Origin of the sequence: Variovorax sp. GrIS 2.14 (assembly GCF_046115955.1) — a bacterium.
GTDB lineage: Bacteria > Pseudomonadota > Gammaproteobacteria > Burkholderiales > Burkholderiaceae_C > Variovorax.
Window position 1 is genome coordinate 466480 of record NZ_JBJXIA010000001.1, and the last position, 26037, is coordinate 492516.

The following is a 26037-nucleotide window of genomic DNA, read 5'->3' on the forward strand; positions in this document are numbered from 1 at the left end:
GCGGGGCGGGTGCGGTAGCGGTGGTGTTCAGTCGGTGCTTTCAGGGAGAGGCGACGTTGCAGTGGGCACGTCTTCGGTCCGCGCCTTCACTGCCTTCTGCAAGGCGAGAGCGAGCGTTTCTATGGGGAGTCGGTCGCGCAGCCCGATGGCCACGATGGCGCTGGCCGCGCCGTCGATCGGCAACGGGTGTCTTGGGGGCCAGGCCCGAAGCGATCCGTGCCGACCTGAAAATTGCAGAACGGCCCAGCCGTGCAGGTCGGTCCTGATCACCCCTTTGAGCCGGAGCACGCCCTCGGGCATGGCGCGCAGCAGTTCGCGCAGTGCGGCCGCGTGGTAGGTGACGTCGGCCGAATTCGACCAGCTCGCGAAGAGATCGCCGTGCAGCGCCAGGCCGGCATCGTCCTGCGCAGGCGCCTCCATGTCCCGCGGCCAGCCCGGTGCGCCGAGCAGGGCGAGCGGCACTTGCGCGAAGTGGGTCTCGAAGTGCGGGATGTCGGGCGCGTTGGCATCGAGCCAGTCGTGCAGGCGCTGCATGGCGAGTTCGTCGACACGGTCGCATTTGTTCAGCACGAGCAGGTCGGCGGCGCGCAGCTGGCGCAACACCGTGTCGCCAAGCAACGGGTCGTCGGCCTGCGCGAGCACCGACGTCGCATCCACCATGACGATCACGCCGTCGAGCGCCAGTGCCGGATCCGATAGCCCGACCTGCGCGATGCGCCAGGGGTCGGACACACCGCTCGCTTCGATGACGATGGCATCGGGTGGCGGTGTGCTGCCGATGACGCGGATCAGTGCGTCGGTCAGGTCGCCGCTGATCTGGCAGCACACGCAGCCGTTCTGCAGGCTGATGGTGTCGGCGCCACGCGAGACGACCAGCGCGGCGTCGACATTGATGGCGCCGAAGTCGTTGACCAGCACGGCGAGCCGGCGACCGTCGTTGTGCTTGAGCAGATGGTTGAGCAGCGTGGTCTTGCCACTGCCCAGAAAGCCGCCGATGACGATGAGCGGAATGCGGCCGGCGTGGGTGCGGGTCGTTTTGTTGCTCATGCGGCCTTGGAGGATTCGATCTTCGGCAAGGCCAGCACGCGCCCACCGATCACGGTGCCGCGCACCGGCACGTCTTTCAGCGCCTCGGGCGGCACGGCGGTCGGGTCGTCGCCCAGCACGCAGAAGTCAGCGTACTTGCCGATATCGATCGAGCCGATGAGGTGGTCCATCGACAGCGTGAAGGCGGCACCCATCGTGATCGCGTAGAGCGCATCGGCGACGGAGATGCATTCGGCATCGCCGAGTTTCTTGCCGCTCGATGTCAGCCGATTGACGGCGCACCACGCGGTGAAGAGCGGGCCGAGCGGCGTGATCGGCGCGTCGGAATGAATGGCCAGCGGCACGCCGGCCGCGAGCGCGGTGCCGCAGGCATCCATGCGCATCGCCCGGTCCGGGCCCATCGTCAGTTCGCGGTGCGCGTCGCCCCAGTAGTAGAGGTGGTTGGCGAACAGGTTCACGCAGATGCCGAGGCGTGCCATGCGAGCGAACTGAGCGGCGTCGGCCATCTGGCAATGCTGCAGCGTGTGGCGATGGTCGGCGCGCGGATGCGTTTGCAGCGCGGCCTCTATCGCGTCGATGGCGAGTTCGGTCGCCTCGTCGCCGTTGGTGTGGATGTGCAACTGGAAGCCGGCCGCGTGGAACTGCGCGATGGCCGCTTTCAACTGCGCAGGCGGCAGGATCCAGATGCCGTTCGGTGCGCCGTTGAAGTAGCCCGGCCAGCGCACGCGCGCGGTGAAACCCTGGATCGATCCGTCGACCACGATCTTGACCAGCCCGTAGTGCAGCTTGTCGTTGTTCATGGCCTGGCGCTCGCGGATGCGCGCGATGCCGGCCTCGATGCCGACGGCCTCCACCATGCTCAGGTAGGCCGGCACCAGCCGCACCGGAAAGTCCGGCTCCGACGTCACCTTGGCGAGCGACGCGTGGTTGAAGTCGGAGAGGTCGTTGACCAGGTCGGTGGCTGTCGTCACGCCGGCGTATTGCGCCATCTGGCCGAACATTCGTAAGGCTTCTTCGGTCGCACCCGCCACCCGAAAGATGTTGCCGGTCAGCCGCGTGATGGGGAACATCGCCGCGAACTCCTGCAGTTCGCCCGTCGCCTCGCCGATGTGCTCGCCGCTGTCGAAGCGCGCGATGCCTTCGATTTCGGTGTCGCGCGTGATCTCGGCCTGCGCCAGCGCCGTCGTGTTGACGTTCATCAGGTGCTGGCTCGCATGCAGGATGACGACAGCACGCGTGGTTGACACGCGGTCGAGGTGGTGCACCGTCATGCGCTCGGTGCCGAAGAAGATCGGGTCGAAACCCCACGCCAGCAGCGGTGCGGCCGGGTCGGTCATAGCCGCTTCTATGGCGCAGAGCCGCTCGATCACCGCCTCGAAATCGACGCAGCCGGTCCATACCTTGCCATCGGGCGCGGTGCGCGCATGGAAGCCGACGAACGGGAATTTCCACAGACCGCCGGCCATCAAGTGCGAGTGGCCTTCGACCAGGCCGGGCATCAGCACGTCATCGGCAAAACGCGCATCGAGCGTGAACTCGCCCCAAGCCTGCATGCGTGCCAGGTCGCCTACCGCCAGCACCCGGCCGTCGCGCACCGCGACGTGCGTGGCCTCGGGCTGCACCGGGTTCATGGTGATGATCTTGCGCGCCTGGAAAACGGTGATGTCGGTCATTGAATGCGATTGAAAAATAGACACCGACTGGCGGTCAGGCAGCGAGCGCCAGGGCGATCGGCATCGGTGACGGTATCGATGCAGGCAAGCTCAGTGTCGGCAAGGTCAGTGGGGCCACGGCGCGGCCATCCACCACTTCGACGCGGCGGCAGCGCACCCAATGGTCGGGCTCGACCTGCACCAGCGGTGGCAGCGCCGCGCTGCACTCCGGCTCGGCCACCGGGCAACGCCCGGCGAAGCGGCAACCCGGCGGCGGCGAGATCGGGCTCGGTGGATCGCCTGTCAGCTTGATGCGTTGCGCCGCACGCGCGCGGCCGCCCTTGACGTCGGGCACGGCCGACATCAGCGCCACGCTGTACGGGTGCAGCGGCCGCCCGAAGAAGGCCTTGCGCGGCGCCCGTTCGACGACCTGCCCCAGGTACATCACCGCGATCTCGTCGCAGATGTGCTCGACCACCGCCATGTCGTGCGAGATGAAGAGGTAGGTCAGGCCGAGGTCGCGCTGCAGCTTCACCAGCAGGTTGAGGATCTGCGCGCGGATCGCGATGTCGAACGCCGACACCGGCTCGTCGCACACCACTAGTTCCGGGTTGGTGGCGAGTGCCCGCGCGATGTTGATGCGCTGGCGCTGGCCGCCGGAGAACTGGTGCGGGAACAGGTTTTCTTGCTCGGGCCGCAGGCCGACGGCAGTGAAGAGTTCGTCGACACGCTTCGTGCGCTCTTCCTTCGTCCCGATCTTCATCAAGTCGAGCGGCGCGCGCACCGCATCGCCGACGCGCTGGCGCGGGTTGAGCGACGAGTACGGGTCCTGAAAAATGATCTGCAACCGGCGCCGTGCCTCGCGCATGGCGTCGTCTCCGAGCAGGCTGAGGTCGGTGCTGCCCAACCGCACGCTGCCACCGGTGATCGGAGCCAGCCGCATCACCGCCAGCGCGGTCGTCGTCTTGCCGGAGCCCGACTCGCCGACGATGGCGAGCGTGGTGCCGCGCCGCACGTCGAACGACACGCCATCCACTGCCTTCACGACTTCAGGTGCCCTGAAAAGGCCGGAGGGTCGCGGAAAGTGCACCTTGAGATCGGTGACGGACAGCAGCACCGGCGCCCCGGTTTTGTCGGGAGCGTTCATGCGGCGATGGCCTCCACGGTGACGGGCGCTTCGTCGAGCAGCCAGCAGGCCGCCGCGTGCGGCGTGCTCGATGCATTCGCCGTCGCACGGTCCGTGGCGGCCAGCAACGGCGGCATTTCCAGGCAGCGCGCGTGCGCCTGCGGGCAGCGTTCGCGAAACGCGCAACCGCGGCCAAGCTCCCAGATCGACGGCACCACGCCGTTGATCTCGACCAGCTCCGGGCGGCCTTCGTGCTGGCTGCTGCCGAGTTCGGGCAGGCAGGCGATCAGGCCCTGCGTGTAGGGATGTTGCGGGTCGCCGATGACCTCGGCGGTGGTGCCCTGCTCGATCACGCGGCCGGCGTACATCACGATCACACGGTCGGCCATTTCGGACACGGCGCCCATGTCGTGCGTGATGAGGATGATGGCGGTGCCCTTGTCGCGTTGCAGTTCGCGCAGCAGGTCGAAGATCTGCGCCTGCACCGTCACGTCCAGTGCGGTGGTCGGCTCGTCCGCAATCAGGATGTCGGGCTGGCAGGCCAGCGCGATGGCGATCATCACGCGCTGCCGCATGCCGCCAGAGAGTTGATGCGGGTACTCGTCGATGCGGCGCTCGGGGGCCGGAATGCCGACCTGGCTCAGCATGTCGATCGCGCGCTCGCGGGCCTGCTTCGCATCGAGTCCGCGGTGCAGCCGAAGCGACTCGCCGATCTGGTCGCCGACGCTGAACACCGGGTTCAGCGACGTCATCGGCTCCTGGAAGATCATCGAGATGCGGTTGCCGCGCACTTGCCGCAGGCGGTCTTCGCCGGCCTGTAAAAGGTCTTCGCCCTGGAACAGGATGCGGCCCTCCTTGACCCGGCCCGGCGGCATCGGGATAAGGCCGAGCAAGGCGAGTGCGGTCATGCTCTTGCCGCAGCCCGATTCGCCGACGATGCAGAGCGTTTCGCCGGCATTCAATTCGAAGTCGACACCGTTCAGCACCAGCGCCTGGCCGCGTCGCGTCTTGAATTCGACCTGCAGGTTCTGCACTTGCAGCAAAGGCGTCGTGGTCACGTTATCTCTCCCTGAGCTTGGGGTTGAGCGCGTCGTTGAGCCCGTCGCCGATCAGGCTCACCGCCAGCACCGTCACGAAGATCGCCGCACCCGGAAACGCCACCGCCCACCAGCACGACAGCACGTACTGCCGGCTCGATCCGATCATCATTCCCCAGCTCATCTGGTTCGGGTCGCCGAGGCCGAGGAACGAGAGGCCGGCCTCGAACAGGATCGCCGCGCCGATGGCCAGCGTGGCCGATACGATCAGCGGCGCGAAGGCGTTAGGCAGGATGACCTTCCAGATGATGCGTGCATTGCCGGCGCCGATGGAGCGCTCGGCCCGCACGAATTCGAGGTCGCGATAACGCATGAATTCACCGCGTGCCAGGCGTGCCGTGCCGGGCCAGCTCACCAGGCCGATCGACAGCGTGACGGTGAGCAGCGATGGCGAGAACAAAGTGACGACGACCATCGCGAACAGCAGTGCGGGCAGCACCTGGAAAAACTCGGTGATGCGCATCAGCACGCCGTCGATGCGGCCGCCGTAATAGCCGGCAAAGGCCCCGATGGCAGTGCCGATGAAGACCGACAGCAGCGCCGCGATGGCGCCGACCAGCAACGTGGCCCGACCGCCGTAGAGCAACGAAGTCATGACGTCGCGGCCGAGGTAGTCGGTGCCGAACCAGGCTTCAGGGTCGAACGGTGGCGTGAGCGGCGCCGCGCGAATCTCGAACGGGTCGGCCACGTACAGCATCGGGCCGAACACCGAGAGCAGCACGATGACCAGCAGCAGCACGAGACCGACGATCGCCGATGGATTGCGCAGGAACATGCGCAGCGCCTCGGTGAAGGGCGACGGCGCCTTGACGGGCAACGGCATGGCGGCAGGAAGGATGGCGGACATGTCGGTGGCTTCCTCAGCGTGCCTTAATGCGCGGATCGACCAGGCGATAGGCCAGGTCGGTGAGCTGGTTCATCACGAGCACGACGACCGATGCGAACAGCAGCACGCCGAGCACGGTCGGGTAGTCGCGCCGCAACACCGCTTCGAACGCGAGCCGGCCGAGGCCCGGCCAGTTGAAGACCGTCTCGACCAGGATGGCGCCGGCCATCACGTTGCCGAACTGCAGCCCGAGCACGGTGATGACCGGCAGCACCGCGTTGCGCAGCGCGTGCTTGTAGAGCACCACGCGCTCGGCCAGACCCTTGGCACGCGCGGTGCGGATGAAGTCGGAGCCCAGCACCTCGAGCATGCTGGCGCGCGCCAGCCGGCTGTATTGCGCGAGGTACACGAGGCCGAGCGTGACGGACGGCAGCACCAGGTGGTGCGCCACGTCGAGCATGTCGCGCCAGCCGCCACCGCCGCTCGAATCGACTGCGCGCATGTCGGAAACCGGGAAGATCGGGAACACCGAGGCGAACAGGATCACCAGCATCATTCCGCTCCAGAACACCGGTGCCGCGAAGCCGACCATCGACAGCACGGTGATGGTCTGCGACAGCCAGCCGTTCGGCTTGCGCGCCGACAACACGCCCAGCGCGGTGCCGGCCAGGAAGGCCCAGAGCACCGAGCACAGCACCAGCAGCAAGGTGGCCGGAACACGCTCGGCGATCAAGCCGGACACCGGCAGGTTGAAGTAGTACGAATAGCCCAGGTCGAGCCGCACCACCCGGCCGAGGTACACGCCGAGCTGCACCGGCAGTGGCTTGTCCAGCCCGTAGCTCTGCCGCAGCTCGGCCTTCAACGCTTCGGTCATGCCGCCGCTCGCGCCGGCGATGGTTTCGACCGGGTCACCGGGCGCGGCATGCACCAGCACGAAGTTGAGCACCACCACTGCGGCGATGAGCACGAAGGCCTGCAGCAGGCGGCCGGCGATGAAGCGAAGCACGTTCATGTGGAGCGATTGATCCCGCTTGCGTGCTTACTTCAGGTAGACCTCGTCGAGCGGAGAGGCCGGGCCCCAGATCGTCACCGGCACGTTGCCCACCTTCTTCGTCGTCGCCGTTTGATAGGGCGCGCCGTTGATGAAGACGATCGGCACGTCGTCGGTCACGATCTTCTCGAAGGTCGCGTAATAGGCGCGGCGCTTGACCGGGTCCAGCAACTGGCCGGCCTGATTCAGCAACTCGTCGACCTTCGGGTTGTTGTACGACTGGGTGTTGGTCCAGATGATCGGCTTGATGTTGGTCGACAGGTAGGTGCGGGCGACGCCGATGACCGGGTCGCCCCAGTTGAAGACCGTGTCCATCGTCATGTCGAAGTCGTGCGAAGCGATGCGCTTGGCCCAGGTCGGGAAATCGGCCGAAGCCCGCACGTCGACGGCGATGCCGACTTTCTTCAGCTGCGAGCGCATGTACTCCGCCACGTTCTTCTGCTGCTCGTCACCACCGGGGATGTAGTCGATGGTGAGCTTGAAGCGGCTGCCGTCGGCGCCGGGTTTGTAGCCTGCGGCATCGAGCATCTCGTTGGCCTTCTTCAGGTCGAACGGGTACTTGACGAGGTCGGGCACTGCGAACGGGCTGCTCGGCACGATGGGGCCGTCCACCACGCTCGCGAAGCCGCCCATCAGCGCCTTGGTGATGAAGTTCTTGTCGATGGCGGTGGCGATGGCCTTGCGCACCTGCACGTCCGACAACGGCTTGCGCTCCAGGTTGAAGGCCAGCCAGTTGATCGAGCCGATCCCTTCGTAGCCCTTGTCGGTCAGGTTGATGTTGGGGTTGACCTTGAGGCGGCGCAGGTTCACCGAACCCGGCCGAGTACGGCAGCATCTGGATGTCGCCACGCTCGAGACCCAGCAGCAGGCTCTGTTCGTCGGTGCTGATGGTGAAGATCAGCTTGTCGAGATACGGCTTGCCAGGCAGGAAGAACTTGTCGAACTTCTCCATCACGATGCGCTGGCCGGCCTTGAACTCGACCAGCTTGAACGGGCCGGAGCCGACCACGTTCTCGGAGTTGCGCGGGTTGACCTTCAGGTCTTTGCCGTCGCCGTAGATGTGCTTGGGCAAGATCGGGCACAGCGCCGGCGACATGGCCAGGATGATGGCCGGGTGCGGCATGCTCATGCGGATGATGGCGGTGTACGGGTCGGGCGTTTCGACCTTCTCCACCGGCGCCAGCATGGTCGTGAACGGATGGTTGGCCTTGATCGCCATGATCGAGAAGGCCACGTCTTCGGAGGTGATCGGCTTGCCGTCATGGAACACCGCGTCGTGGCGCAGATGCAGCGTGAGCGACTTGCCGTCGTCGGCCAGCTTCCACGATTCCGCAAGGTACGGCTGCGGATTCCATTTGTCGTCGAAGCGCAGCGGGCTGGCGAAGAGCTGGGTCGATGGCAACGCGGTCGCCAGACCTGACTGCACGGCGCCGTTGAGGTGGCGTGGCGCCTGCGTGGTGCCAATCACGAGCGTGCCGCCCTTCTTGATGTCTTCGGCCTGGGCCAGCGACAGCACGCCGAAAGTCATAGCGAGCGAAGCGGCAGACAGGAGCACGCGGCGGGTGAAGTTTCGGGGGGTCATGACAGTTCCTCTGAAGTCTGAAAGCGGCTGCGCAAGTTGCGTTCCATCGTAAGGGGCACGATGGAGCCAGTGGCAGTGAATCGTTGGGGCCAGTGGCCGGGCGGGTTGGTCGGCTAGAGCACTTCGTCGTGCAGGTAGTACCAGCGGTACAACATGCTTTGCCCAAAGCGCCGAAAGCGAGCCGCCCACTCGCCCTGCGCCGGAAACTGCAGCGGGCTGTCGTAGATCGGCAGGTCGAACACCGCGTCGGGCTCACCCGCGATGCGCTGCGCCATGCGGCGACCGGCATGCGCCGAGAACGACACGCCGTTGCCGCCGTAGCCGAGTGCGTAGAACACGCTTTGCTTGGGGTCGGGCTGCACCACGCGCGGCATCATGTCGTGCGCCACGTCGACCCAGCCCCACCACGAATAGTCGATCTGGATGCCCTTGAGCGGCGGGAACTTGCGGGCCAGGCCGTCGACCAGCAGCGCGTAGTGCGATGCCTTGGTGGCATCGGCGCCGGTGATGGCGCTGCGGCTGCCGATCTGCACGCGGTTGTCGGGCAAGAGCCGGTAATAAAAGCGCAGCGTGCGCGTGTCGGTGATGGCTTCGCGCGTGAGGAAGTTGGTCTCCGCCAGCTCCGACGGTGTCAGCGGGCGCGTCACCAGCGAGTTCGACAGCACCGGAAAGTAGCGATTGGTGAGCGTCGGGTGCAGGCCGGGCGCGGTGTACGCACCGGTCGCGATACCGACCGCGCGTGCACGCACCGTGCCGCCCGGCGTCTTCAGATGATGCACGCCGTTGATGGTTTGCCAGCCGATGACCGGGCTCGACGGATGCACTTTGGCGCCGACGGCGCGCGCGCGCTTCATGTAGCTGTAGGCCAGCTTGAGCGGGTGCACGCAGATGCCTTCGGCTTCATGCATGGCGCCGTGCGCCTCGTGGTCGTTGCAATACTGCGCACGCACTTCGCTTGCGGTCAGCAAGTGCGTGTCGTAGCCGAACTTGTCGCGCATGACGCGCGCTTCGTTCTTCAGGAAAGCCATCTTCTTGTCGCGGTGCGCTATGTAGAGATGGCCGCCCGGTTGCGGGTCGCAGTCGGCGTTGGCGACGAGGTCCTTGAAGGTCTCGAAGCCGTAGCGGATTTCGGCGTCGAGCCGGCGTGCCGTCTCCAGTCCCCAGCGCTCGATCCACTGCGAGCGGTACAGGCGACCGCTCGCGTTCTGGCCCTGGCCGCCGTTGCGGCTGGTGCAGCCCCAGGCCACGCGATTGGCTTCGAGCACCACCGCCTTGATGCCGTGCTCCTTGGCAAGAAACAGGGCGGTCGCGAGGCCAGTGAAACCCGAGCCGATGATGACCACATCGGCATCGATGTCGCCGGACACCGGGCCGTCGTCGTCGGGTGCCGGGCCTGCGGTGGCGGCCCAGTAAGTCGGAGCGTAGTCGCGGTTGTGGCCGGGGCCGTCGGACACCAGCGGGTCGTACGCCGGGTCGTAGGGCGCGAAGATTTCCTTTGGCGTTGCGATGCTCATGACAAGGCGGGCAGCATGGGACGGGCCTTGCGGAAGACGTTCTTGACAAGGATCTTTCCGTCCTTGAACGTAAACACATCGACGCCGCCCGACTCGCTGCGCGCGCCGTCTACGGCGGTGCCGGTAAAAGTCCATTCCGACATGCCGCGGTCGCCCATGACGACGTGTTTGCCGTCGCGCCATTGCGCGTCGGGGAAGTTCTTCCAGGCCGACTCGAAGGCCGCTGCGACTGCTGCGTGACCCTGATGACGCGCGCCCCAGGCTTCGCCGCCGGCGGCTGTTTCGAACACGCAATCGGCGTGCATGAAAGACATCAGGGCCGGCAGGTCGTGACGGTTCCACGCGTCGGAAAACTGTTCGAGCATGGCCGCCGTCACGGGCTGTGCGGTGGCGGGCAGGGGGGTTGAAGCGAGTGCGGTCAAGGCGGCGTCCTGGCAAGGTGTCGGGGTAGCGAAAAGCGCCTTCGAGGCAGGGCTTTCGCTCGGTGTCACGAGGTTAAGCTCGACTCTCGCCACCCCATAGAGCCAGGCCCTCGCAATCGTGAAAGCCAGACCCGACGCGCATGCACCATCGAGGAGCGTGCGATGACTCCCATCAAGCCCCCGTCGACAGCCCCGCTGTGGGCGTAGCTGTTCGCGCTCGACGGTCATGCAGGCTTGCCGTTGCAGTCCCGGCTTCGCTTGCGCGTGGTGCAGGTGATCCTCGACGGGAGCCTGGCCGAAGGCGCAGCGCTGCCCTCTTCGCGTGACCTGGCGCTGGCACTCCGCCTGAGTCGCAACACGGTGACCGCCGTGTACCAGCAGCTGGTGGACGAGGGCTATCTTGAATCGCGGCCGCGCTCCGGCGTTTTCGTGAAGGCCGGCGCGCGGCCGGTGTCGATCGGTGCCACCACCGACCGCATCGTCGACCCCTTCAGCGCGAGCGGTGCATCGGCCGGCCCGCCACCCGCGTGGTCGCAGCGCGTGCTGCGCTCGTTGCGCGACATGCCCACGCTGTCGAAGCCGGCGCAATGGCGGGATTTCGCTTACCCCTTCGTCTACGGCACGCACGATGCGCAGCTGTTTCCCACAGAAGACTTCCGCGAGTGTTGCGTGCGCAGCCTGGCGCGCTCGCAGTTGCCCAACTGGACGCCCGACTTCGAGACCGACGACATGCCCGACCTGGTCGAGCAGATCCGCACGCGGCTGTTGCCCAAGCGCGGCGTGTTCGCGCGGCCTGAAGAAATTTTGGTGACAGTCGGCGCGCAGCACGCCTTCTATTTGATCGCCGAAGCGCTGTTCGACCAGCGCACCCGCGTCGGCTTCGAAGAGCCCGGCTACCCGCATGCGCGCAACACCTTCTCTTTGCGCACCTCGCAGCTCATCGGCATTCCGGTCGACGAACAAGGGTTGGTCGTCGATGCGTTGCCTGATCTCGACTACGTGTTCGTCACGCCGTCGCACCAGAGCCCGACCACGGCAACGCTGAGCCTGGAGCGCCGCCAGTGGCTGTTGCGCAAGGCGGCGCTGCAGGACTTCGTCGTCATCGAGGACGACTACGAAGCCGAGAACCTGTATGTCGGCGACCCCACGCCGGCGCTGAAGAGCCTCGACAAGACCGGCCGCGTGATCTACATCGGGTCACTGTCCAAGAGCCTGTCGCCCGCATTGCGGCTCGGCTACATCGTCGCGCAGAAGGAGCTGGTGAGCGAGCTGCGCGTGTTGCGGCATGCGATGGTGCGTCACCCCAGCGCTTTCTTGCAACATGCCTATGCGCTGTTCCTTTCGCTCGGCCACCACGACTCGCATGCGCGTCGCGTGAACCATGTCTTGCAGCAACGGATGGACGCGGCGGCCAAGGCGCTCGCTGCGCACCTTCCTGAATTCGTCTGCACGCCGGCGCAGGGTGGGGCATCGATATGGGTCAAGACGCCGGACTGGCTCGACGGCGGCGCACTGTCGCTGCGGGCGCGCGACTACGGCGTGCTGATCGAACCCGGCGATGTGTTCTTCGCGCAGCCGCCACGGCCTTGTCCGTACTTCAGGCTCCGGCTGTCATCGATCGATGTGGGGCAGATCGAGCCGGGGATCCTCGCGCTGCAGGCGGCAGTGCGGTCGCTCGGTCGCGATCGGCACTGAAAGGCCGGTTCGCGTCAGGCAAGTGCAGGGCGTCGATCCGGTGCCACCATGCGCGTGCACAGGAATGCCGCCATCGCGTCTTCGAGCGTCGACGTGCTGTCGCCCATGACGGGCATGGCCGTGGCGGTGCGTGGATAGAAGTGTGTGCCGTCTGCGACGACATAGCTCTCGTGATCGACTCCGACGGATTGCATGTGCAGGTGCAATTCGTGGCTGATCGGGCCGATGCCCGGCAGATCGTTCTCGCCACGGAACAGGAGCGCGGGCGGTGCGTCTGCGCTGCGGATATAGCGATGCATTTCGGCCAGGCCCATCGCACCCGAAAGCGCCACCACGGCGGCGGCCGGACTCTTCTGACCATAGGTGGCGGCCAGCGCCATCATCGCGCCCGCCGAGAAGCCTCCAGCGGCGATCTGTTGCGGGTTCACGCCCAGCGTACCGGCCTGCGCGTGCACCCAGTCGATCGCGGTGCCCATGTCGTCGATCGCCGCTTCCATCGCGTTGGCGATCATGACCGGCGTCGACGGCGGCAGTCCCATGATGCCGCGCACGAAATCGATGCGGTCGCGGTTGACGTTCATCGGGTTGAGCAGCAACGGCGTGCTGCCTGGGTGGGGGTCTTCGGGCGTGAGCCGGTAGTCGATGGAGAAGCAGACATAACCGCGCCGCGCGAACTCGTGGCAATAGGCCGACACCGGCGTGTTCTCGTGCCCGTCCTCGATCACCGTGTCGCTCTGGCGCGAGCCACGGTGGAAGGCCCCGCCAAATGCGAGCACGAGCGCCGGCCGGCCATGACCGGCGCCGCCTGCGGGCGGTAGATGTCGAGCAGCAGCGGCCGCATGCGGGGCGTGGTGCCGTGGTCGACCATGGCCTCCCCGTAACGGACGTCGCGCTCGACCAGCACCTCGTAACGTTTGGCGATGAAGTCTTCGGTGTCGATGGAGTTCATGACGTGCCTGTTCCAGTAGTGCGCGCAGCAGGGCCGGTGCTACCGCGGATGATGAGTTCGGTTTCGAGTTCGCAACGTGCCATCACGGGTTCGCCGGCCAGCTTGTGTGCCAGCCATTCGGCCGCCATGTGGCCCAGCTTTTCGGCTGGAGTGCGGATGGTGGTGATGCCCGGCTCCATGGCGGAGGCGAGTTCCAGGTCGCTGTAGCCGGTGATCGACAGGCGCTCGGGGACGGCGATGCCGCGGGAGCGACATTCCATGATGGCGCCTGCGGCCAGCAGATCGTTGGCGCAGATCACGGCGGTCGTGTCCGGGTGCTGTTGCAGCACGGCGCGCAATGCGTTGCGTCCATCCTGCAGGCCGCTGCCGCCGGCAAACAGGATGCGGTCACCCGGCAACGGCACGCCCCGTGCGGCCAACGCGGCCGCTATCCCGGCCAGCCGGTCGCGTTCGCGGTCGCTCACGCGCAAAAAAGCCATGATCACGGCAAAGCGTTCGTGCCCGAGGTCGAGCAGGTGGCGCGTGACGCGCTCCATCGCTTTCTGATGGTCGAAGCCGATGCACGGCACGTCCGGGCTGTACGACCAGGTGACGATGTACGGAATGCCGCCCTGCTCCAGCAAGGCCTCCAACTCAGGGTCGCGTTGCAGGCCCACCAGCACCAGACCGTCGACGCCCTGGCGGATCATCGCGTGCACGGCATCCAGCTCCTGCTTCTCGTCGTAGTCCGAGGTGGCGATCAGCAGCGAGTAGCCGGCTTTGCGGCAACCCGCCTGCAGGCCTTCGACCGTGCTGCCAAAGTAGCCGTGGCGAAACGACGGAATCACCGCGCCGATGGCCATGCTGCGGTTGCGGCGCAGCGAACGCGCCACGCCGTTGGGCTGATAGCGCAGCGCCTGTGCCACCTCGGTCACCCGCTTGAGCGTGTCCGGGTTCAACTGGTGCGGCGAGTTGAATGCGCGCGACACCGTGGCCGGCGATACGCCCGCGCGGCGGGCGACCTCCTGCACCGAAGCCACGGCAGCGGGCCGCCGGCTTGCGTTTCGCGGCACCGACGCGGGCGCGGTCTGTTTCATTCCGGGTTCATTTCCAGGGTCTGGTTCTGCACGATTTTCCAGTACGAATCTTTCTTCGTGACGCGCGCTTCGGCGTCGAAGGAATAGAAGTCGCAGCCGTTCGCGACGATGCGCTCACCGCCCGATGTGGTGCCGGAAACCGTCCAGCGCGAGATGCCGAGCTGGCCGATCACGCGGTGCGACACGTTGCTGTAGTGCACGTCCGGCAGGCCGGCGAAGCGCGATGCGACGCCGCTTCGCACCGCCACTTTGCCTTCGAAGCGCCGACCGCACGGCTCTGGTCCCTGCGGCAGTTCCATCGAACAGTTCTCGGCAAAGAACGACAGCACGGCGTCGACATCGTGACGGTTGAAGGCCGCAGCGAGGCCCTCCAGCTTTTTCAGAATCAGGTCTTCGGTCGGCAAAGGGAATGGCTCCAGGGCAAAAAGGTTCATGTGTGTTGTGGCCCGACGCCGTGGTCGTCGACCCGATGGCAGGCCACCAGCCGGTCGCCCGGCATGGCGCGCAACTGCGGTTCCGACACATGGCATAGCGGCTCGGCGAAGGGGCAGCGGCCGGCGAAGCGGCAGCCCGGTGGCAACCGCGTCGGGCTTGGCGGGTCGCCGCGCAGCACCGCGGGCGCGCGGCCACCGGTCAGATGCGCGTTGCCCGGGATGGCCGACACCAGCGACCATGTGTAGGGGTGCAGTGGCGAGTCGAAGATGGCATCTGCGCGCGTCTGCTCGACGATCCGTCCGAGGTACATCACCGCGATGTCGTCGCACAGGTAGCGCACCACATGCAGGTCGTGCGAGATGAAGAGGTAGGTCAGCTGCAACTCGTCCTGCAGCCGGGCCAGCAGGTTCAGGATCTGCGCCTGGATCGCCACGTCGAGGGCCGACACCGGTTCGTCGCACACCACCAGCTTGGGGTTCGAGGCCAGTGCGCGCGCGATGCTGATGCGCTGGCGCTGCCCACCCGAAAACTGGTGCGGAAAGAGCTGGTGCTGGTCGGTGCGCAGGCCCACGGCGTTCAGTATTTCGGCCACGCGTTCTGTTCGTTCGGCCGGCACACCGATGCCCATCAGGTCAAGCGGCTCGCGCACCAGCTGGTCCACGCGCAGGCGCGGATTGAGCGAGGAGAACGGGTCCTGGAAGATCATCTGGTAGCCGCGGCGGTGCCGACGCTGCTCGGCCGGCGAGAGGCGTTCGCGCACTGCGCCATCGAACACCACGGTGCCGCGGGTCTTGCGAACCAGCCCCATGACGGCCTGTGCGGTGGTGGTCTTGCCGGACCCGCTTTCGCCCACGATGCCGAAGGTGCGGCCGCGTTGAATGCGAAAGCTCACGCCATCGACCGCGCGCACTGTTTCGACCGGGGCGAAGGGCCGTGCACGCGGCAGCGCAAAGTGGACGGCGAGGTCATCGACCTCGAGCAAGGTGTCGTCGCTCTGCGTCGTCATGGCAAAGCGCCTTCGAGTTGCCGCAAGCAGGCGGTGGCGTGGTCGGGCCGCAGCTGCACGAGCGGCGGAATGCTGCGCGTGCAGGCCGGCTCGGCGTAGGCGCAACGCGGTGCGAAGGCGCAGCCCGGCGGCAGCGAAGTGGTCGAAGGTACGACGCCCGGTATCTCGGGCAACGGCACGCGGCGTCCGGCGACAGGGGCTTGCTGTTGCCTGGGCATGCACGACACCAGCGCCCGCGTATAGGGGTGGGCGCGCGGTGAGAGCACGTCGCGCAGGGGGCCGTCTTCGACCTTGCGACCGGCATACATCACGTTGACCCGGTCGGCCACGTCCGCCACTACGCCCATGTCGTGCGTGATCAGGATCATGGCGGTGCCGAGGCGCCGTTGCAGGTCTTTCAGCAAGTCGAGCACCTGGGCTTGCACGGTCACGTCGAGTGCGGTGGTCGGCTCGTCGGCGATCAGCAGTTGTGGCTCTGCGGCGAGTGCAATGGCGATCATCGCGCGCTGGCGCATGCCTCCGGAAAGCTGGTGCGGGTAGGCATCGAGGCGCCGCGCCGGATCCGCGATGCCGACCGAATGCAGCAGTGCCTCGGCACGCTCGCGCTCCTCTTTGCGCGGTACCACGCAGTGCTGGCGCAGTGATTCGGTGATCTGCAGCCCGATGGTGAGCAGCGGGTTCAGTGCGGTCATCGGCTCCTGGAAGATCATCGCCATGCGGCGGCCGCGCAGCGCGCGCATGCGATGACCGTCGAAGCCGGCGATCTCCTCGCCGCCGAAGCGGATGCTTTGTGCGGTGGTGCGTGCGCCCCGCGGCGCGAGCCCAAGCAGCGCCAAAGCAGTCATGCTCTTTCCGCTGCCGGATTCCCCGACCAGGCACAGCGTTTCGCCGGCGGCGACATCGAGATCGAGGTCATACAGGATTTGTTTGGTGCCGCTGGGTGTGTGGAGCACGAGGTTCAGGCCCCGCACGGACAACAGGGGTTCGCTCGGGTTCATCGTTCGCGCAATCTCGGGTTGAGCACTTCGTTGAGGCCGTCTCCCACCAGGCTGATCGCCAGCACCGAAGTGAAGATGGCCGCACCGGGCATCGTTGTGGCCCACCACGCGTCGAGCATGTAGGGTCGGTTGCCGCCGATCATCAGGCCCCAGCTCATCACGTTCTGGTTCGACAGGCCGAGAAAGCTCAGGCCGCTTTCGAACAGGATGGCGGCGCCGATGGTCAGCGTGGCCGAGATCACCAGCGGCGGCATGGCCGCCGGCAAGATCACGCGCCAGATCAGGTAACTGTCGCTGGCCCCCATGGTGCGTGCCGCGGCCACGTAGTCGAGATGGCGGATGCGCATGAACTCGCCACGCGTGAGCCGTGCCGCGCTGGTCCAGCTGGCCGCGCCGATCGCTGCGGCCTGCACCAGCAGTGTCGGCTGCAGCAGCACGATCAGCACCATCGCCAGCAGCACCGGCGGCATCACCTGGAAGAATTCGGTCAGCCGCATCAGCATTCGGTCGACGCGGCCGCCGTAGTAGCCGGCCAGTGCGCCCACGACAACGCCCAGCAGCATGGCGAGCAGGGTGGCCAGTACGCCGACCAGCAGGGTGGCGCGGGCCCCGTGGATCAGGCCGGCCAGCAGGTCGCGCCCGAGGTAGTCGGTGCCGAGCAGCGGTGCACCGTCTTCGCCTGGTGCGAGCAGCGGGGCCGCGACGGTTTCGAACGGCTCGACGTGGTAGATCGACGGGCCGATGATCGCCGCAGCAACGATGAGAACGCACAGCACGAGTCCCACCAGCGCGGGGATATTGCGGCAGAAAATCTGCGCGGCCTCGCGGAACTTCCCGCGGCTGGTCGTCGCGGATCGGCCCGCAGGCATCGCCGGCGCAGCCGCCTCGTCGGCCAGGGTCGTGCTGGCGTTCATCCGGCTGCTCCCTGCATGCCCGATCCGATGCGCGGGTCGATCAGGCGGTAGAGCCCGTCGATCACCATGTTGGTCAGCACCACGATCACGGCCGAGAACAGGAGGATGCCCATGAGCACGGGTGTGTCGCGCCGCAGGATGGCTTCGAATGCCAGCGTGCCGAGGCCGGGCCAGTTGAAGACGGCCTCGACCAGCACCGCGCCGGCGAACAACTGGCCGACCTGCAATCCGAGCACGGTGAGCACGGGCAGGATCGCGTTGCGCAGAGCGTGCCTGAACACGACGAGGCGTTCCGGCAAGCCTTTGGACCGGGCGGTGCGGACGTAGTCGGCGTTCAGCACCTCAAGCATGGTGGCGCGCGACAGTCGGCTGTATTGCGCCAGATAGAACAATGACAGCGATACGGTCGGCAGCACCAGGTGATGCAGCACGTCGATCGCGCCGGCGATCGCGCCACCAGGCCGCTGGGTCACGTCGCGCATGCCGTTGACCGGGAACACCGGCCAATGCGATGCGAAAAGCTGCACCAGCACGATGCCGGTCCAGAACACCGGCGCGGCGAAGCCGACAACCGATAGCACTGTGATGCCTGCGTTGGTGATGCCGCGTGGCCGGCAAGCTGCGGCTACGCCAAGCGTGGTGCCGAGCAGTACCGCGATGGTGATCGCCGAACCGACCAGCAACAAAGTGGCTGGCATGCGCTCCGTTACCAGCTGCGCGACGGGTGCGTTGAAGAAGTACGACTGACCGAGATCGCCGTGCGCGATGCGCCAGAGGTGCGTCGACAGTTGCTTCAGAAGCGGCTGGTCGAACCCGTACAAGCTGCGGACCTGCGCCAGCGTGGCGGCATCGGCCGAGTCGCCTGCGATCACCAGCGCCGGATCGCCCGGCGCCAGGTGCAACAGGAAAAAGCTGAACACCAGCACCGCGAAGATGAGACCCAACGCATTGGCCAGCCGCCCTGTGACGAAGGTGATGGCGTTCATGTCCTGGTTGCGATCAGTTGGCTGCTTCGGGCGCCCAGTGGGTGTCGTTGAACGGCGCGGCCGTGCCCCAAAAACCGGCAGGCAGATCGACCAAACCTTTTCGCATCACGGTCTGGTACCGCAGGACCGTCAGCGGGAGGATGGGCACGTCGTCCATCGCAATCTTTTGGAACTGCGCGTAGATGCGTTCGCGCTTCTGCGGATCGATCTCGACCGAGCCGGCGTCCAGCAGGTCGTCCACGATCGGGTTGCGATAGTTCGCGTTGTTGGCGTACGGGAGCGGCTGGATGTTGGCGGACGAGTACTGCGGCGCGACGCCGAACGCCGGGTCGCCGAAATTGAACAGCGACACCATGGTCATGTCGAAATCGCCGCTGCCCGTGGCTTTGAGCCAGCTGACGAAGTCGGAGGCCCGCACGTCGACGTCGATGCCCACCTTGCGCAGCTGCGAGCGGATGTATTCGGCGCCGTTCTTGTGATAGTCCACATTGCCCGGCGGGTAGTGCATGGTGAGCTTGACGCGGATGCCGTCCGCGCCCGGCTTGAGGCCGGCTTCGTCCAGCAGCGCGGCTGCTTTCTTGAGATCGGTGGCGTAGGTCTCGACCTGGTCGGTATAGAACGGCGTGGTCGGCGCCAGCGGGCTGTAGGCCACCGTCGTGACGCCGCCGAGCAATGCCTTCGCGATGAAGGGTCGATCGATTGCATAGGCGATGGCCTTGCGCACCCGCACGTCGTCGAGCGGCTTGTGGCGCAGGTTGAACATCAGGTTGTTGAGCGGACCGATACCGCCGTAACCCTCCGATGTCATCGTGAAGCGCTTGTCGGTCGACAGGCGCTTGATGAGGCGCCAGTCGTACATGTAGGGAATCATGTCGATCTCACCCCGCTCCAGACCGAGCACCAGCGTCTGCAGGTCGGAACCGGCCTTGAACACGATGCGCTCCAGCTTGGGCTGGCCGAGGAAGAACTTGTCGAAGCGCTCCAGCGTCACGTACTGGCCGGCCTTGAACTCGGCCAGTTTGTAGGGGCCGGAGCCCACGGCCCCCGTGGTGTTGGCTGGATTCATGCGGATGTTGCCCTGGCCATAGACGTGCTCCGGCAGGATCGGCAGGAACGGGCTCGACATCGCCAGCACGATCGAAGGCGCCGGACGGTCGAGCTGCACCACCACCGTGTAGGCGTCGGGTGTGCGCACCTCGGTGATCGCATTGAATTTGGAGACGCGGCCGGCCAGGCCCTTGACCGTCAGGATCGAGAACTTCACATCTTTCGAGGTGATCGGCTTGCCGTCGTGGAACAGGCCGTTCTCGACCAGCTTGAGCGTGAGCGTGCGCTGGTCGGCCGACCAAGCCCACGACTTGGCGAGATAGGGCTGCGGCTTGCCTTGCGCGTCGAAGCGCAGCAGGCTCGCGAACACCTGCGAGCCGGTCACCGTGCTGGTGTAGTCGGGGTTCAGCGCCTGGTTGAGCGACAGCGTGGGACGGTACATGCCGACCACCAGCGTGGCGGGATCGGCAGCCAGGGCGGCGGACGCAGCCAGCGCGGCGAGCAACAAGACCGCACGTTGCGCGACAAATGAAATCAATTTCATAAATGCTCCAGAAAAAGGCGCTGAGAGCGCCAGTCGATTCAGTCACGCAAGATGCGTTCCAAGCGAAAGTCCAGGATTTCGGGATTGCGCCGAAAAATGAAATCAATCCCAATTTTGCAGGTTTTCAAGGTTTTGTCCATCAGATCCTGCCCTTCCACGGCACGACCCTGCGCTCGACCCAGCGCATCAACAGATCGAACAAATAAGCCACCACCCCGATCACGATGATCCCCATGATCACGATGTCGGTGCGCAGGAAGTTCGATGCATTCAGCACCATCTGGCCGAGCCCGAGGTTGGCGGCGACCATCTCGGCGGCGACCAACGTGGTCCAGCCGAAGCCGATGGCGATGCGCATGCCGATCAGGATGTCGGGCATGGCAGACGGCAGGATCACGTGGCGGATCACCTGCAGGTAGCTGGCGCCCATCGAGTACGCGGCGTTGATCTGTTCTTGCGACGCACTTCGCATCCCGGCGCGTGCGGCCAGTGCCAGCGGTGCGAAGCAGCTCAGGAAGATCAGCAGGACCTTCGGCACTTCGTCGATGCCGAACCAGATGATGATGAGCGGCAGATAAGCCAGCGGCGGCAGCGGCCGGTAGAACTCGAGCGGCGGGTCGAAGATGCCGCGCATCACGCGCGACATGCCCATCGCGATGCCGATCGGGATGGCCGTCACGCACGCGAGGATGAAGGCCGCGAACACGCGGAACATGCTCGCTAGGAAGTGCTGCCACAACGGCTTGTCGTTGGCCGTGCCCATCAGGTATTCGTAGAACTGCTGGAACACCGCTTGCGGCGTGGGCAGAAAGAGCGGCTTGACCCAGCCAAGGTTGGTGATGGCGAACCAGATCGCGATCAACACCACCACGGTGACCACGCTGATGCCGGCGCTGTTGCCTTCGCCCGGCACCTTGAAGCGCGTGGTCTTCGGTGCGATGACCAGATCAGACATGTGCAGCCTCCCGGTGATGAATGATGGCGAGCACTTCTTCGCGCATGCGGATGAACTCCGGCTCCGACTTGACCTTGCGCGCGTCGCCGTGCGCGAGGAACTGCCGCGAAAACGGCACGTCGTTGTAGACATGCGAGATGCGGCCGGGGCTTGGGCTCATCACGATCAGCCGCGTGCCCAGAAACAGCGCCTCTTCGACCGAGTGCGTGATGAAGAAGACCATCTTGTTCGACGCTTGCCAGGCGTGCAAAAGAATCTCTTGCACCGTCTCGCGCGTGAAGGCATCGAGCGCACCCATCGGCTCGTCCATCAGCAGCAAGGCCGGGTCGCTCGCGAGTGCACGCGCAATGCCGACGCGCTGCTGCATGCCGCCCGAGAGTTCATAGACCGCGCGGTCGCCGTACTTTTCCAGGCCGACCAGCGCCAGCTTGGCATCGGCGATGGCATCGCGCTTCGACGTGTCCATGCCGCCGAAGCGCAGGCCCAGCGCGACGTTGTCGCGCACGTTGAGCCAGGGCATCAGCGCATGCTTCTGGAACACCACGCCGCGGTCTGCGCCGGGGCTGACGATGGGTTTATCGTCGAGCAAAATCTCGCCGCTCGATGGCGGCAAGAAGCCCGCGATGCAGTTGAGCAGCGTGCTCTTGCCGCAGCCCGATGCACCCAGCGCGACGACGAAGTCGCCGTCGTGCATCGTCAGGTTGACGGGCGCCAGCGCCTGCAACGAGCCGCCCTTGATGGCGTAGTGGACCTCGAGGTCGCGGATGTCGAGCGTGGGCATCGCGTGCTCTTTCGGTGATGTGGCGACCTGGTGTGGCGACGCGTTACTTGGCCATCGCCTTCTGCACGTACGCAGTGGTCACGAATGCGCCGTAGTCGGGCTTCACTTCCTGCACGCGGCCTTGCTCTTTCAGGAATGCGGCGGTGCCGGCCATGGCCTTGGCAGCGCCACCGCCGAGCCATGTCGCCGAGACCTGGTCGGCCATCGTCGGGAAGGTGTAGAGCGCCATGGCAGGACCGACATCGGCTGGGTTCGCCTTGGTCCACTTGGCCATCGCCTTGGTCTGTGAAGACTCTGCCGTCCAGTTCTTGCCGGACGCTTTGTACTCTTCGTTGGCGCGGTTCAGCGCCTTGACGAAAGCGATCATGAACGGCTCGTTGGCCTCGGCCCACTTGGCGTTGACGATGATGCCTTCGAAGGTCGGTGCGCCCCTCTTGCCGATGGTGCCGGAGGTCGCGATGACCTTGCCGTTGCTCTTGATCTTCGACAGCACCGGGTCCCAGATGAAGGTCGCGTCGATGTCGCCGCGTTCCCATGCGGCAGCGATCTCGGGTGGCCGCATATTCATCACGTTGACCGCTTTGCCGTCGACGCCGTCCATCTTCATGCCGGCCATCAGCTGGTAATGCGCGGTCGAGACGAATGGCGTCGCCACCTTCTTGCCGACCAGGTCCTTCATGCTCGTGATGTTGGAGCCGTTGCGCGCCACCAGCGCTTCGGCATCGGCGATGTCGGCGGAGATCCAGAACAGCTTGATGTCCTGCCCCTGGCTGGCCGCCGCGGTCAGTGGGCTGGAGCCGGCTTCGCCCATCTGCACGTCGCCGGAGGCCATGGCGCGGATCACGTCGCCACCACCGGCGAACATGCGCCAGTTGATCTTGTAGCCCGTGGCCTTCTCGACCTCGCCCGACTCCATGACCAGGCGCAGCGGCACCAGCATGTCCTGGTGCGCGAAGGTCACTTCCTTGGTCTGTGCAAGGGCGGCGCCACTGGCGGCGAGCGACAGAACGACGAGCGAAAAGAACCGGTTCAGCTTCATGAGAAAAACTCCTGTGAGTCGACATCCGAATGCGCTCACGACGACCGTGAGACGCTCCGATGCGGACTGTGCAGGCAAGGGCCGGGCCCGTGAAGGTCCAGCACCAAAGCGTGTTTGGAGCCAGCTTGAAACAGCGCACCGTCTTGTTGGTGCGCGGGTCGCGCGGCTGCACTCGCGCGGTGCGCGGCGCGCCGGACTGCTGCTAAAGCAGCCGCTTCAAATACCGCCCCGTATGACTCGCGTCGTTCGCAGCGATGTCTTCCGGCGTGCCTTCGCCCACCACTTCACCACCGCCCGCCCCGCCTTCCGGCCCCATGTCGATCAACCAGTCGGCCGTCTTGATGACGTCCAGGTTGTGCTCGATCACCACGATGGTGTTGCCGGCGTCGCGCAACTGGTGCAGCACCTTCAGCAGCAGTTCGATGTCGGCGAAGTGCAGGCCGGTGGTCGGCTCGTCCAGGATGTAGAGCGTGCGGCCGGTGTCGCGCTTGCTGAGCTCCAGGGCAAGCTTCACGCGCTGCGCCTCGCCGCCAGACAGCGTGGTGGCCGACTGGCCTAGCTTGATATAGCTCAGGCCCACGTCGAGCAGCGTGTGCAGCTTGCGCGAAATGGTCGGCACGGCTTTCAGAAACTCGTGCGCTACCTCGACCGTCATGTCGAGAATCTGCGCGATGTTCTTGCCCTTGTATTGCACCTCGAGCGTTTCGCGGTTGTAGCGCTGGCCGTGGCAGACCTCGCACGGCACGTACACGTCCGGCAGAAAGTGCATCTCTACCTTGACCACGCCGTCGCCCTGGCAGGCCTCGCAACGCCCGCCCGCCACGTTGAAGCTGAAGCGCCCTGGGCCGTAGCCGCGCTCGCGCGCGGTGTTGGTCTCGGCCATGAGTTCGCGAATCGGCGTGAAGAGGCCGGTGTAGGTGGCCGGATTGCTGCGCGGCGTGCGCCCGATGGGCGACTGGTCGACGTTGATGACCTTGTCGAAGTACTCGATGCCTTCGATCGCCTCGTGCGCTGCCGGCTCGTCGTGCGCGCGGTACAGCGTGCGGGCGACCGCGCTGTAGAGCGTGTCGTTGACGAGCGTCGACTTGCCCGAGCCCGACACGCCCGTCACGCAGGTGAGCAGGCCGACCGGGAAAGCGACGCTGACATTCTTCAGGTTGTTGCCGGTCGCGCCGATGACGCGGATTTCCTGCAGCTCGCTTTGCGAAGCCAAGTGCGCCGCCTCCCGCGCGGCGCGGCGTTCGGCTGCCGGGCTCGGCGCAAAGCGCGACTTCTTGCCGTCGTTGAAAGCCGCCTTGGCGACCACCGGAAGCCATGCCGTGCGGTGTTTCGGCACCGCGATTTCTTTGACGCCCGACAGGTACTGGCCCGTGAGCGACTCGGGGTTGGCCGCCACTTCCGCATACGTGCCTTGCGCCATCACGCGGCCACCGTGCACGCCGGCGCCCGGACCCATGTCGATCACGTGGTCGGCGGCGCGGATCATGTCTTCGTCGTGCTCGACCACGATCACGCTGTTGCCGATGTTGCGCAGGTGCTTGAGCGTGCCGATGAGCCGGTCGTTGTCGCGCTGGTGCAGGCCGATGCTCGGCTCGTCCAGCACGTACATCACGCCGGTAAGGCCCGAGCCGATTTGCGATGCCAGCCGGATGCGTTGTGATTCGCCACCCGACAGCGTCTCGGCACTGCGGTCGAGGCTCAGGTAGTTGAGTCCGACGTCGTTGAGAAACTTCAGCCGCAGTCCGATTTCTCGCACGATCTTGTCGGCGATCTCGGCCTTGGAGCCGCGCAGTTGCAGCGTCTGAAAGTACGCGAGGCATTCGCGCAGCGTGACGTGGCTGATCTCGAAGATGGGCGTACGCGTCGGCTCGCTGCCGTCGGCCGGCGGTGCGCTGACCAGGAACACATTGCGCGCCTCGCGCCGCAGCCGCGTGCCGCCGCAGTCGGGGCACGGCTGCATGTTGCGAAAGCGCGTGAGTTCATCCCGTACCAGCACCGAATCGGTCTCCCGAAAGCGCCGCGCCATGTTGGGGATGATGCCTTCGAAGGGATGCTTGCGCGACAGCTTCTTGCCGGCCTGCTGGCCGCTTTCCATCGCGTAGCTGAACTTGATTTCTTCTTCGCCGGAACCTTGCAGCACGGCGTTCTGGACGGCGGCGTCGAGCGATTCGAAGGGTGCGTCGATATCGAACTTGTAGTGCTTGGCCACGCTCTCCAGCATGCTGAAGTAATAGCCGTTGCGGCGGTCCCAGCCTTTGATGGCGCCACTCGCCAGCGACAGCGACGGGAACGCGACCACGCGCGCCGGGTCGAAGAACTCGCGATGGCCGAGGCCGTCGCAAGTCGGGCAGGCGCCGACTGGTGAGTTGAAAGAGAAGAGGCGCGGTTCGAGTTCGGCCAGCGAGTAGTGGCAGACCGGGCAGGCGAACTTGGCGTTGAAGAGGTGCTCTTTGGGCGCGGCGGCGTTGCTCGCCGGCGTGATGTTCGTCGCGCTGTCTTCGCCCTCGGGCGTTTCCATTTCGAGTGCGATGGCACGGCCGTCGGCCAGTCTCAGCGCGGCCTCGAAGCTCTCCGCCAGCCGCTGCTGCATGTCGGGCCGCGCGCGCAGCCTGTCGATCACCACGTCGATGTCGTGCTTCTCGGTCTTCTTGAGCTTGGGCAGGTCGTTGTATTCGTAGGTTGCACCATCGACCCGGAAACGCACGTAGCCGGCAGCCTGCATCTCTGCGAACAGGTCGAGGAACTCGCCCTTTTTCTCGCGCGCGACCGGCGCCAGGATCATCAGCCGCGGCTCGCCGGGCAGGGCGATGGTCGCGTCGACCATTTGCGATACCGTCTGCGCTTGCAGCGGCAAGTGGTGATCGGGGCAATAGGGAGTGCCGGCGCGTGCGTACAGCAGGCGCAGGTAGTCATGGATCTCGGTGACGGTGCCCACGGTGGAGCGCGGGTTGTGGCTGGTCGCCTTCTGCTCGATGCTGATCGCGGGGCTCAGGCCTTCGATGACATCGACGTCGGGCTTGTCCATCAGCTGCAAAAACTGACGCGCGTACGCCGATAGGCTTTCGACGTAACGCCGCTGGCCTTCGGCATAGAGCGTGTCGAACGCCAGGCTCGACTTGCCCGAGCCCGACAGGCCGGTGATGACCACCAACTTGTTGCGCGGGATGTCGAGGTCGACGTTTTTCAGGTTGTGCGTGCGGGCGCCGCGAATGCTGATGCGCTGTTGTGCGAGCACGGCGCCGAGGTAGGCATCGTCAATGGGGGAGTTCACGGGCAGTCCGTTTTGGGCAACCGA

General features: G+C 65.8%; 22 protein-coding genes and 1 pseudogene. 1 reads left to right on the forward strand and 22 read right to left on the reverse strand.

From position 1 onward, the window contains the following. Positions 1-27: 27 nt before the first annotated feature. The 9 genes and pseudogenes from RCH10_RS02220 to RCH10_RS02260 form a co-directional block, all read right to left on the reverse strand. Positions 28-1047, reverse strand: coding sequence for a CobW family GTP-binding protein (locus RCH10_RS02220; RefSeq protein ID WP_409051089.1), 1020 nt, complete (start codon positions 1045-1047; stop codon positions 28-30). Further along, a complete protein-coding gene (locus RCH10_RS02225) occupies positions 1044-2720 on the reverse strand; it encodes an amidohydrolase (RefSeq protein ID WP_409051090.1) in 1677 nt (558 codons plus the stop codon). Before RCH10_RS02225 ends, RCH10_RS02220 begins: the two co-directional genes overlap by 4 nt. Before the next feature lie 34 nt (positions 2721-2754). Then, the gene (locus tag RCH10_RS02230; RefSeq protein WP_409051091.1) at positions 2755-3846 is read right to left on the reverse strand and encodes an ABC transporter ATP-binding protein; all 1092 of its coding nucleotides are present in this window, start codon (positions 3844-3846) and stop codon (positions 2755-2757) included. After that, on the reverse strand, positions 3843-4883 hold the full coding sequence (locus RCH10_RS02235) for an ABC transporter ATP-binding protein (RefSeq protein WP_409051092.1): 1041 nt from the start codon (positions 4881-4883) through the stop codon (positions 3843-3845). The genes RCH10_RS02230 and RCH10_RS02235 overlap by 4 nt, the downstream gene beginning before the upstream one ends. A gap of 1 nt (position 4884) precedes the next feature. Beyond that, the gene (locus RCH10_RS02240) at positions 4885-5769 is read right to left on the reverse strand and encodes an ABC transporter permease (RefSeq protein WP_409051093.1); all 885 of its coding nucleotides are present in this window, start codon (positions 5767-5769) and stop codon (positions 4885-4887) included. A 13-nt stretch (positions 5770-5782) separates the two neighbouring features. Further along, positions 5783-6760 (reverse strand): ABC transporter permease, encoded by a 978-nt coding sequence (locus tag RCH10_RS02245; protein ID WP_409051094.1) that lies wholly within the window; start codon positions 6758-6760, stop codon positions 5783-5785. A 27-nt stretch (positions 6761-6787) separates the two neighbouring features. After that, positions 6788-8327 (reverse strand): annotated as a pseudogene (locus RCH10_RS02250) (ABC transporter substrate-binding protein). 167 nt (positions 8328-8494) lie between these two features. Beyond that, positions 8495-9895 carry an NAD(P)/FAD-dependent oxidoreductase gene (locus RCH10_RS02255; RefSeq protein ID WP_409051095.1) on the reverse strand — a complete coding sequence of 467 codons (1401 nt, stop codon included), beginning with the start codon at positions 9893-9895 and terminating at the stop codon, positions 8495-8497. Then, positions 9892-10260, reverse strand: a complete 369-nt coding sequence (locus RCH10_RS02260; RefSeq protein ID WP_409051323.1) for a nuclear transport factor 2 family protein — start codon at positions 10258-10260, stop codon at positions 9892-9894. The genes RCH10_RS02255 and RCH10_RS02260 overlap by 4 nt, the downstream gene beginning before the upstream one ends. A gap of 291 nt (positions 10261-10551) precedes the next feature. Here RCH10_RS02260 and RCH10_RS02265 point away from each other — a divergent pair, with 291 nt between their 5' ends. Continuing rightward, positions 10552-12012 (forward strand): PLP-dependent aminotransferase family protein, encoded by a 1461-nt coding sequence (locus tag RCH10_RS02265; RefSeq protein WP_409051096.1) that lies wholly within the window; start codon positions 10552-10554, stop codon positions 12010-12012. Between the two features lie 14 nt (positions 12013-12026). Here RCH10_RS02265 and RCH10_RS02270 read toward each other — a convergent pair whose 3' ends face one another. The 13 genes from RCH10_RS02270 to uvrA all read right to left on the reverse strand — a co-directional run bounded on the left by RCH10_RS02270 (position 12027) and on the right by uvrA (position 26013). Beyond that, complete coding sequence (locus tag RCH10_RS02270) at positions 12027-12737, reverse strand: alpha/beta hydrolase (RefSeq protein ID WP_409051097.1); 711 nt, start codon at positions 12735-12737, stop codon at positions 12027-12029. Beyond that, on the reverse strand, positions 12734-12961 hold the full coding sequence (locus RCH10_RS02275) for a hypothetical protein (protein ID WP_409051098.1): 228 nt from the start codon (positions 12959-12961) through the stop codon (positions 12734-12736). Before RCH10_RS02275 ends, RCH10_RS02270 begins: the two co-directional genes overlap by 4 nt. Beyond that, positions 12958-14037, reverse strand: a complete 1080-nt coding sequence (locus RCH10_RS02280) for a LacI family DNA-binding transcriptional regulator (RefSeq protein ID WP_409051099.1) — start codon at positions 14035-14037, stop codon at positions 12958-12960. The genes RCH10_RS02275 and RCH10_RS02280 overlap by 4 nt, the downstream gene beginning before the upstream one ends. Further along, positions 14034-14471, reverse strand: coding sequence for a nuclear transport factor 2 family protein (locus RCH10_RS02285; RefSeq protein ID WP_409051100.1), 438 nt, complete (start codon positions 14469-14471; stop codon positions 14034-14036). The genes RCH10_RS02280 and RCH10_RS02285 overlap by 4 nt, the downstream gene beginning before the upstream one ends. Continuing rightward, positions 14468-15478, reverse strand: a complete 1011-nt coding sequence (locus tag RCH10_RS02290) for an ABC transporter ATP-binding protein (protein WP_409051101.1) — start codon at positions 15476-15478, stop codon at positions 14468-14470. The genes RCH10_RS02285 and RCH10_RS02290 overlap by 4 nt, the downstream gene beginning before the upstream one ends. Next, positions 15475-16476, reverse strand: a complete 1002-nt coding sequence (locus RCH10_RS02295; RefSeq protein WP_409051102.1) for an ABC transporter ATP-binding protein — start codon at positions 16474-16476, stop codon at positions 15475-15477. The genes RCH10_RS02290 and RCH10_RS02295 overlap by 4 nt, the downstream gene beginning before the upstream one ends. Continuing rightward, positions 16473-17390, reverse strand: coding sequence for an ABC transporter permease (locus tag RCH10_RS02300; protein ID WP_323497862.1), 918 nt, complete (start codon positions 17388-17390; stop codon positions 16473-16475). Before RCH10_RS02300 ends, RCH10_RS02295 begins: the two co-directional genes overlap by 4 nt. After that, the gene (locus RCH10_RS02305; protein WP_409051103.1) at positions 17387-18376 is read right to left on the reverse strand and encodes an ABC transporter permease; all 990 of its coding nucleotides are present in this window, start codon (positions 18374-18376) and stop codon (positions 17387-17389) included. The genes RCH10_RS02300 and RCH10_RS02305 overlap by 4 nt, the downstream gene beginning before the upstream one ends. Positions 18377-18389: 13 nt before the next feature. Then, complete coding sequence (locus RCH10_RS02310) at positions 18390-19967, reverse strand: ABC transporter substrate-binding protein (protein ID WP_409051104.1); 1578 nt, start codon at positions 19965-19967, stop codon at positions 18390-18392. Between the two features lie 139 nt (positions 19968-20106). Then, positions 20107-20922, reverse strand: coding sequence for an ABC transporter permease subunit (locus RCH10_RS02315; RefSeq protein ID WP_323497859.1), 816 nt, complete (start codon positions 20920-20922; stop codon positions 20107-20109). Beyond that, entirely contained in the window at positions 20915-21703 is a 789-nt protein-coding gene (locus tag RCH10_RS02320; protein WP_409051105.1) for a taurine ABC transporter ATP-binding protein, read from the reverse strand. Before RCH10_RS02320 ends, RCH10_RS02315 begins: the two co-directional genes overlap by 8 nt. 43 nt (positions 21704-21746) lie before the next feature. Beyond that, positions 21747-22742: a taurine ABC transporter substrate-binding protein gene (gene tauA, locus RCH10_RS02325; RefSeq protein ID WP_409051106.1), complete on the reverse strand. Its 996-nt coding sequence runs from the start codon at positions 22740-22742 to the stop codon at positions 21747-21749. A gap of 202 nt (positions 22743-22944) precedes the next feature. After that, positions 22945-26013, reverse strand: a complete 3069-nt coding sequence (gene uvrA / locus RCH10_RS02330; protein ID WP_409051107.1) for an excinuclease ABC subunit UvrA — start codon at positions 26011-26013, stop codon at positions 22945-22947. Positions 26014-26037: the final 24 nt, after the last annotated feature.

Coding starts and splice junctions, on each gene's coding strand:
- RCH10_RS02280 (WP_409051099.1), bottom strand. CDS start 14,037: ATGAAACAGACCGCGCCCGCGTCGGTGCCGCGAAACGCAAGCCGGCGG.
- RCH10_RS02300 (WP_323497862.1), bottom strand. CDS start 17,390: ATGAACGCCAGCACGACCCTGGCCGACGAGGCGGCTGCGCCGGCGATG.
- RCH10_RS02310 (WP_409051104.1), bottom strand. CDS start 19,967: ATGAAATTGATTTCATTTGTCGCGCAACGTGCGGTCTTGTTGCTCGCC.
- RCH10_RS02285 (WP_409051100.1), bottom strand. CDS start 14,471: ATGAACCTTTTTGCCCTGGAGCCATTCCCTTTGCCGACCGAAGACCTG.
- RCH10_RS02260 (WP_409051323.1), bottom strand. CDS start 10,260: ATGCTCGAACAGTTTTCCGACGCGTGGAACCGTCACGACCTGCCGGCC.
- RCH10_RS02305 (WP_409051103.1), bottom strand. CDS start 18,376: ATGAACGCCATCACCTTCGTCACAGGGCGGCTGGCCAATGCGTTGGGT.
- RCH10_RS02275 (WP_409051098.1), bottom strand. CDS start 12,961: ATGAACTCCATCGACACCGAAGACTTCATCGCCAAACGTTACGAGGTG.
- RCH10_RS02230 (WP_409051091.1), bottom strand. CDS start 3,846: ATGAACGCTCCCGACAAAACCGGGGCGCCGGTGCTGCTGTCCGTCACC.
- RCH10_RS02240 (WP_409051093.1), bottom strand. CDS start 5,769: ATGTCCGCCATCCTTCCTGCCGCCATGCCGTTGCCCGTCAAGGCGCCG.
- RCH10_RS02220 (WP_409051089.1), bottom strand. CDS start 1,047: ATGAGCAACAAAACGACCCGCACCCACGCCGGCCGCATTCCGCTCATC.
- RCH10_RS02255 (WP_409051095.1), bottom strand. CDS start 9,895: ATGAGCATCGCAACGCCAAAGGAAATCTTCGCGCCCTACGACCCGGCG.
- RCH10_RS02320 (WP_409051105.1), bottom strand. CDS start 21,703: ATGCCCACGCTCGACATCCGCGACCTCGAGGTCCACTACGCCATCAAG.
- RCH10_RS02295 (WP_409051102.1), bottom strand. CDS start 16,476: ATGAACCCGAGCGAACCCCTGTTGTCCGTGCGGGGCCTGAACCTCGTG.
- RCH10_RS02225 (WP_409051090.1), bottom strand. CDS start 2,720: ATGACCGACATCACCGTTTTCCAGGCGCGCAAGATCATCACCATGAAC.
- RCH10_RS02315 (WP_323497859.1), bottom strand. CDS start 20,922: ATGTCTGATCTGGTCATCGCACCGAAGACCACGCGCTTCAAGGTGCCG.
- RCH10_RS02245 (WP_409051094.1), bottom strand. CDS start 6,760: ATGAACGTGCTTCGCTTCATCGCCGGCCGCCTGCTGCAGGCCTTCGTG.
- tauA (WP_409051106.1), bottom strand. CDS start 22,742: ATGAAGCTGAACCGGTTCTTTTCGCTCGTCGTTCTGTCGCTCGCCGCC.
- RCH10_RS02290 (WP_409051101.1), bottom strand. CDS start 15,478: ATGACGACGCAGAGCGACGACACCTTGCTCGAGGTCGATGACCTCGCC.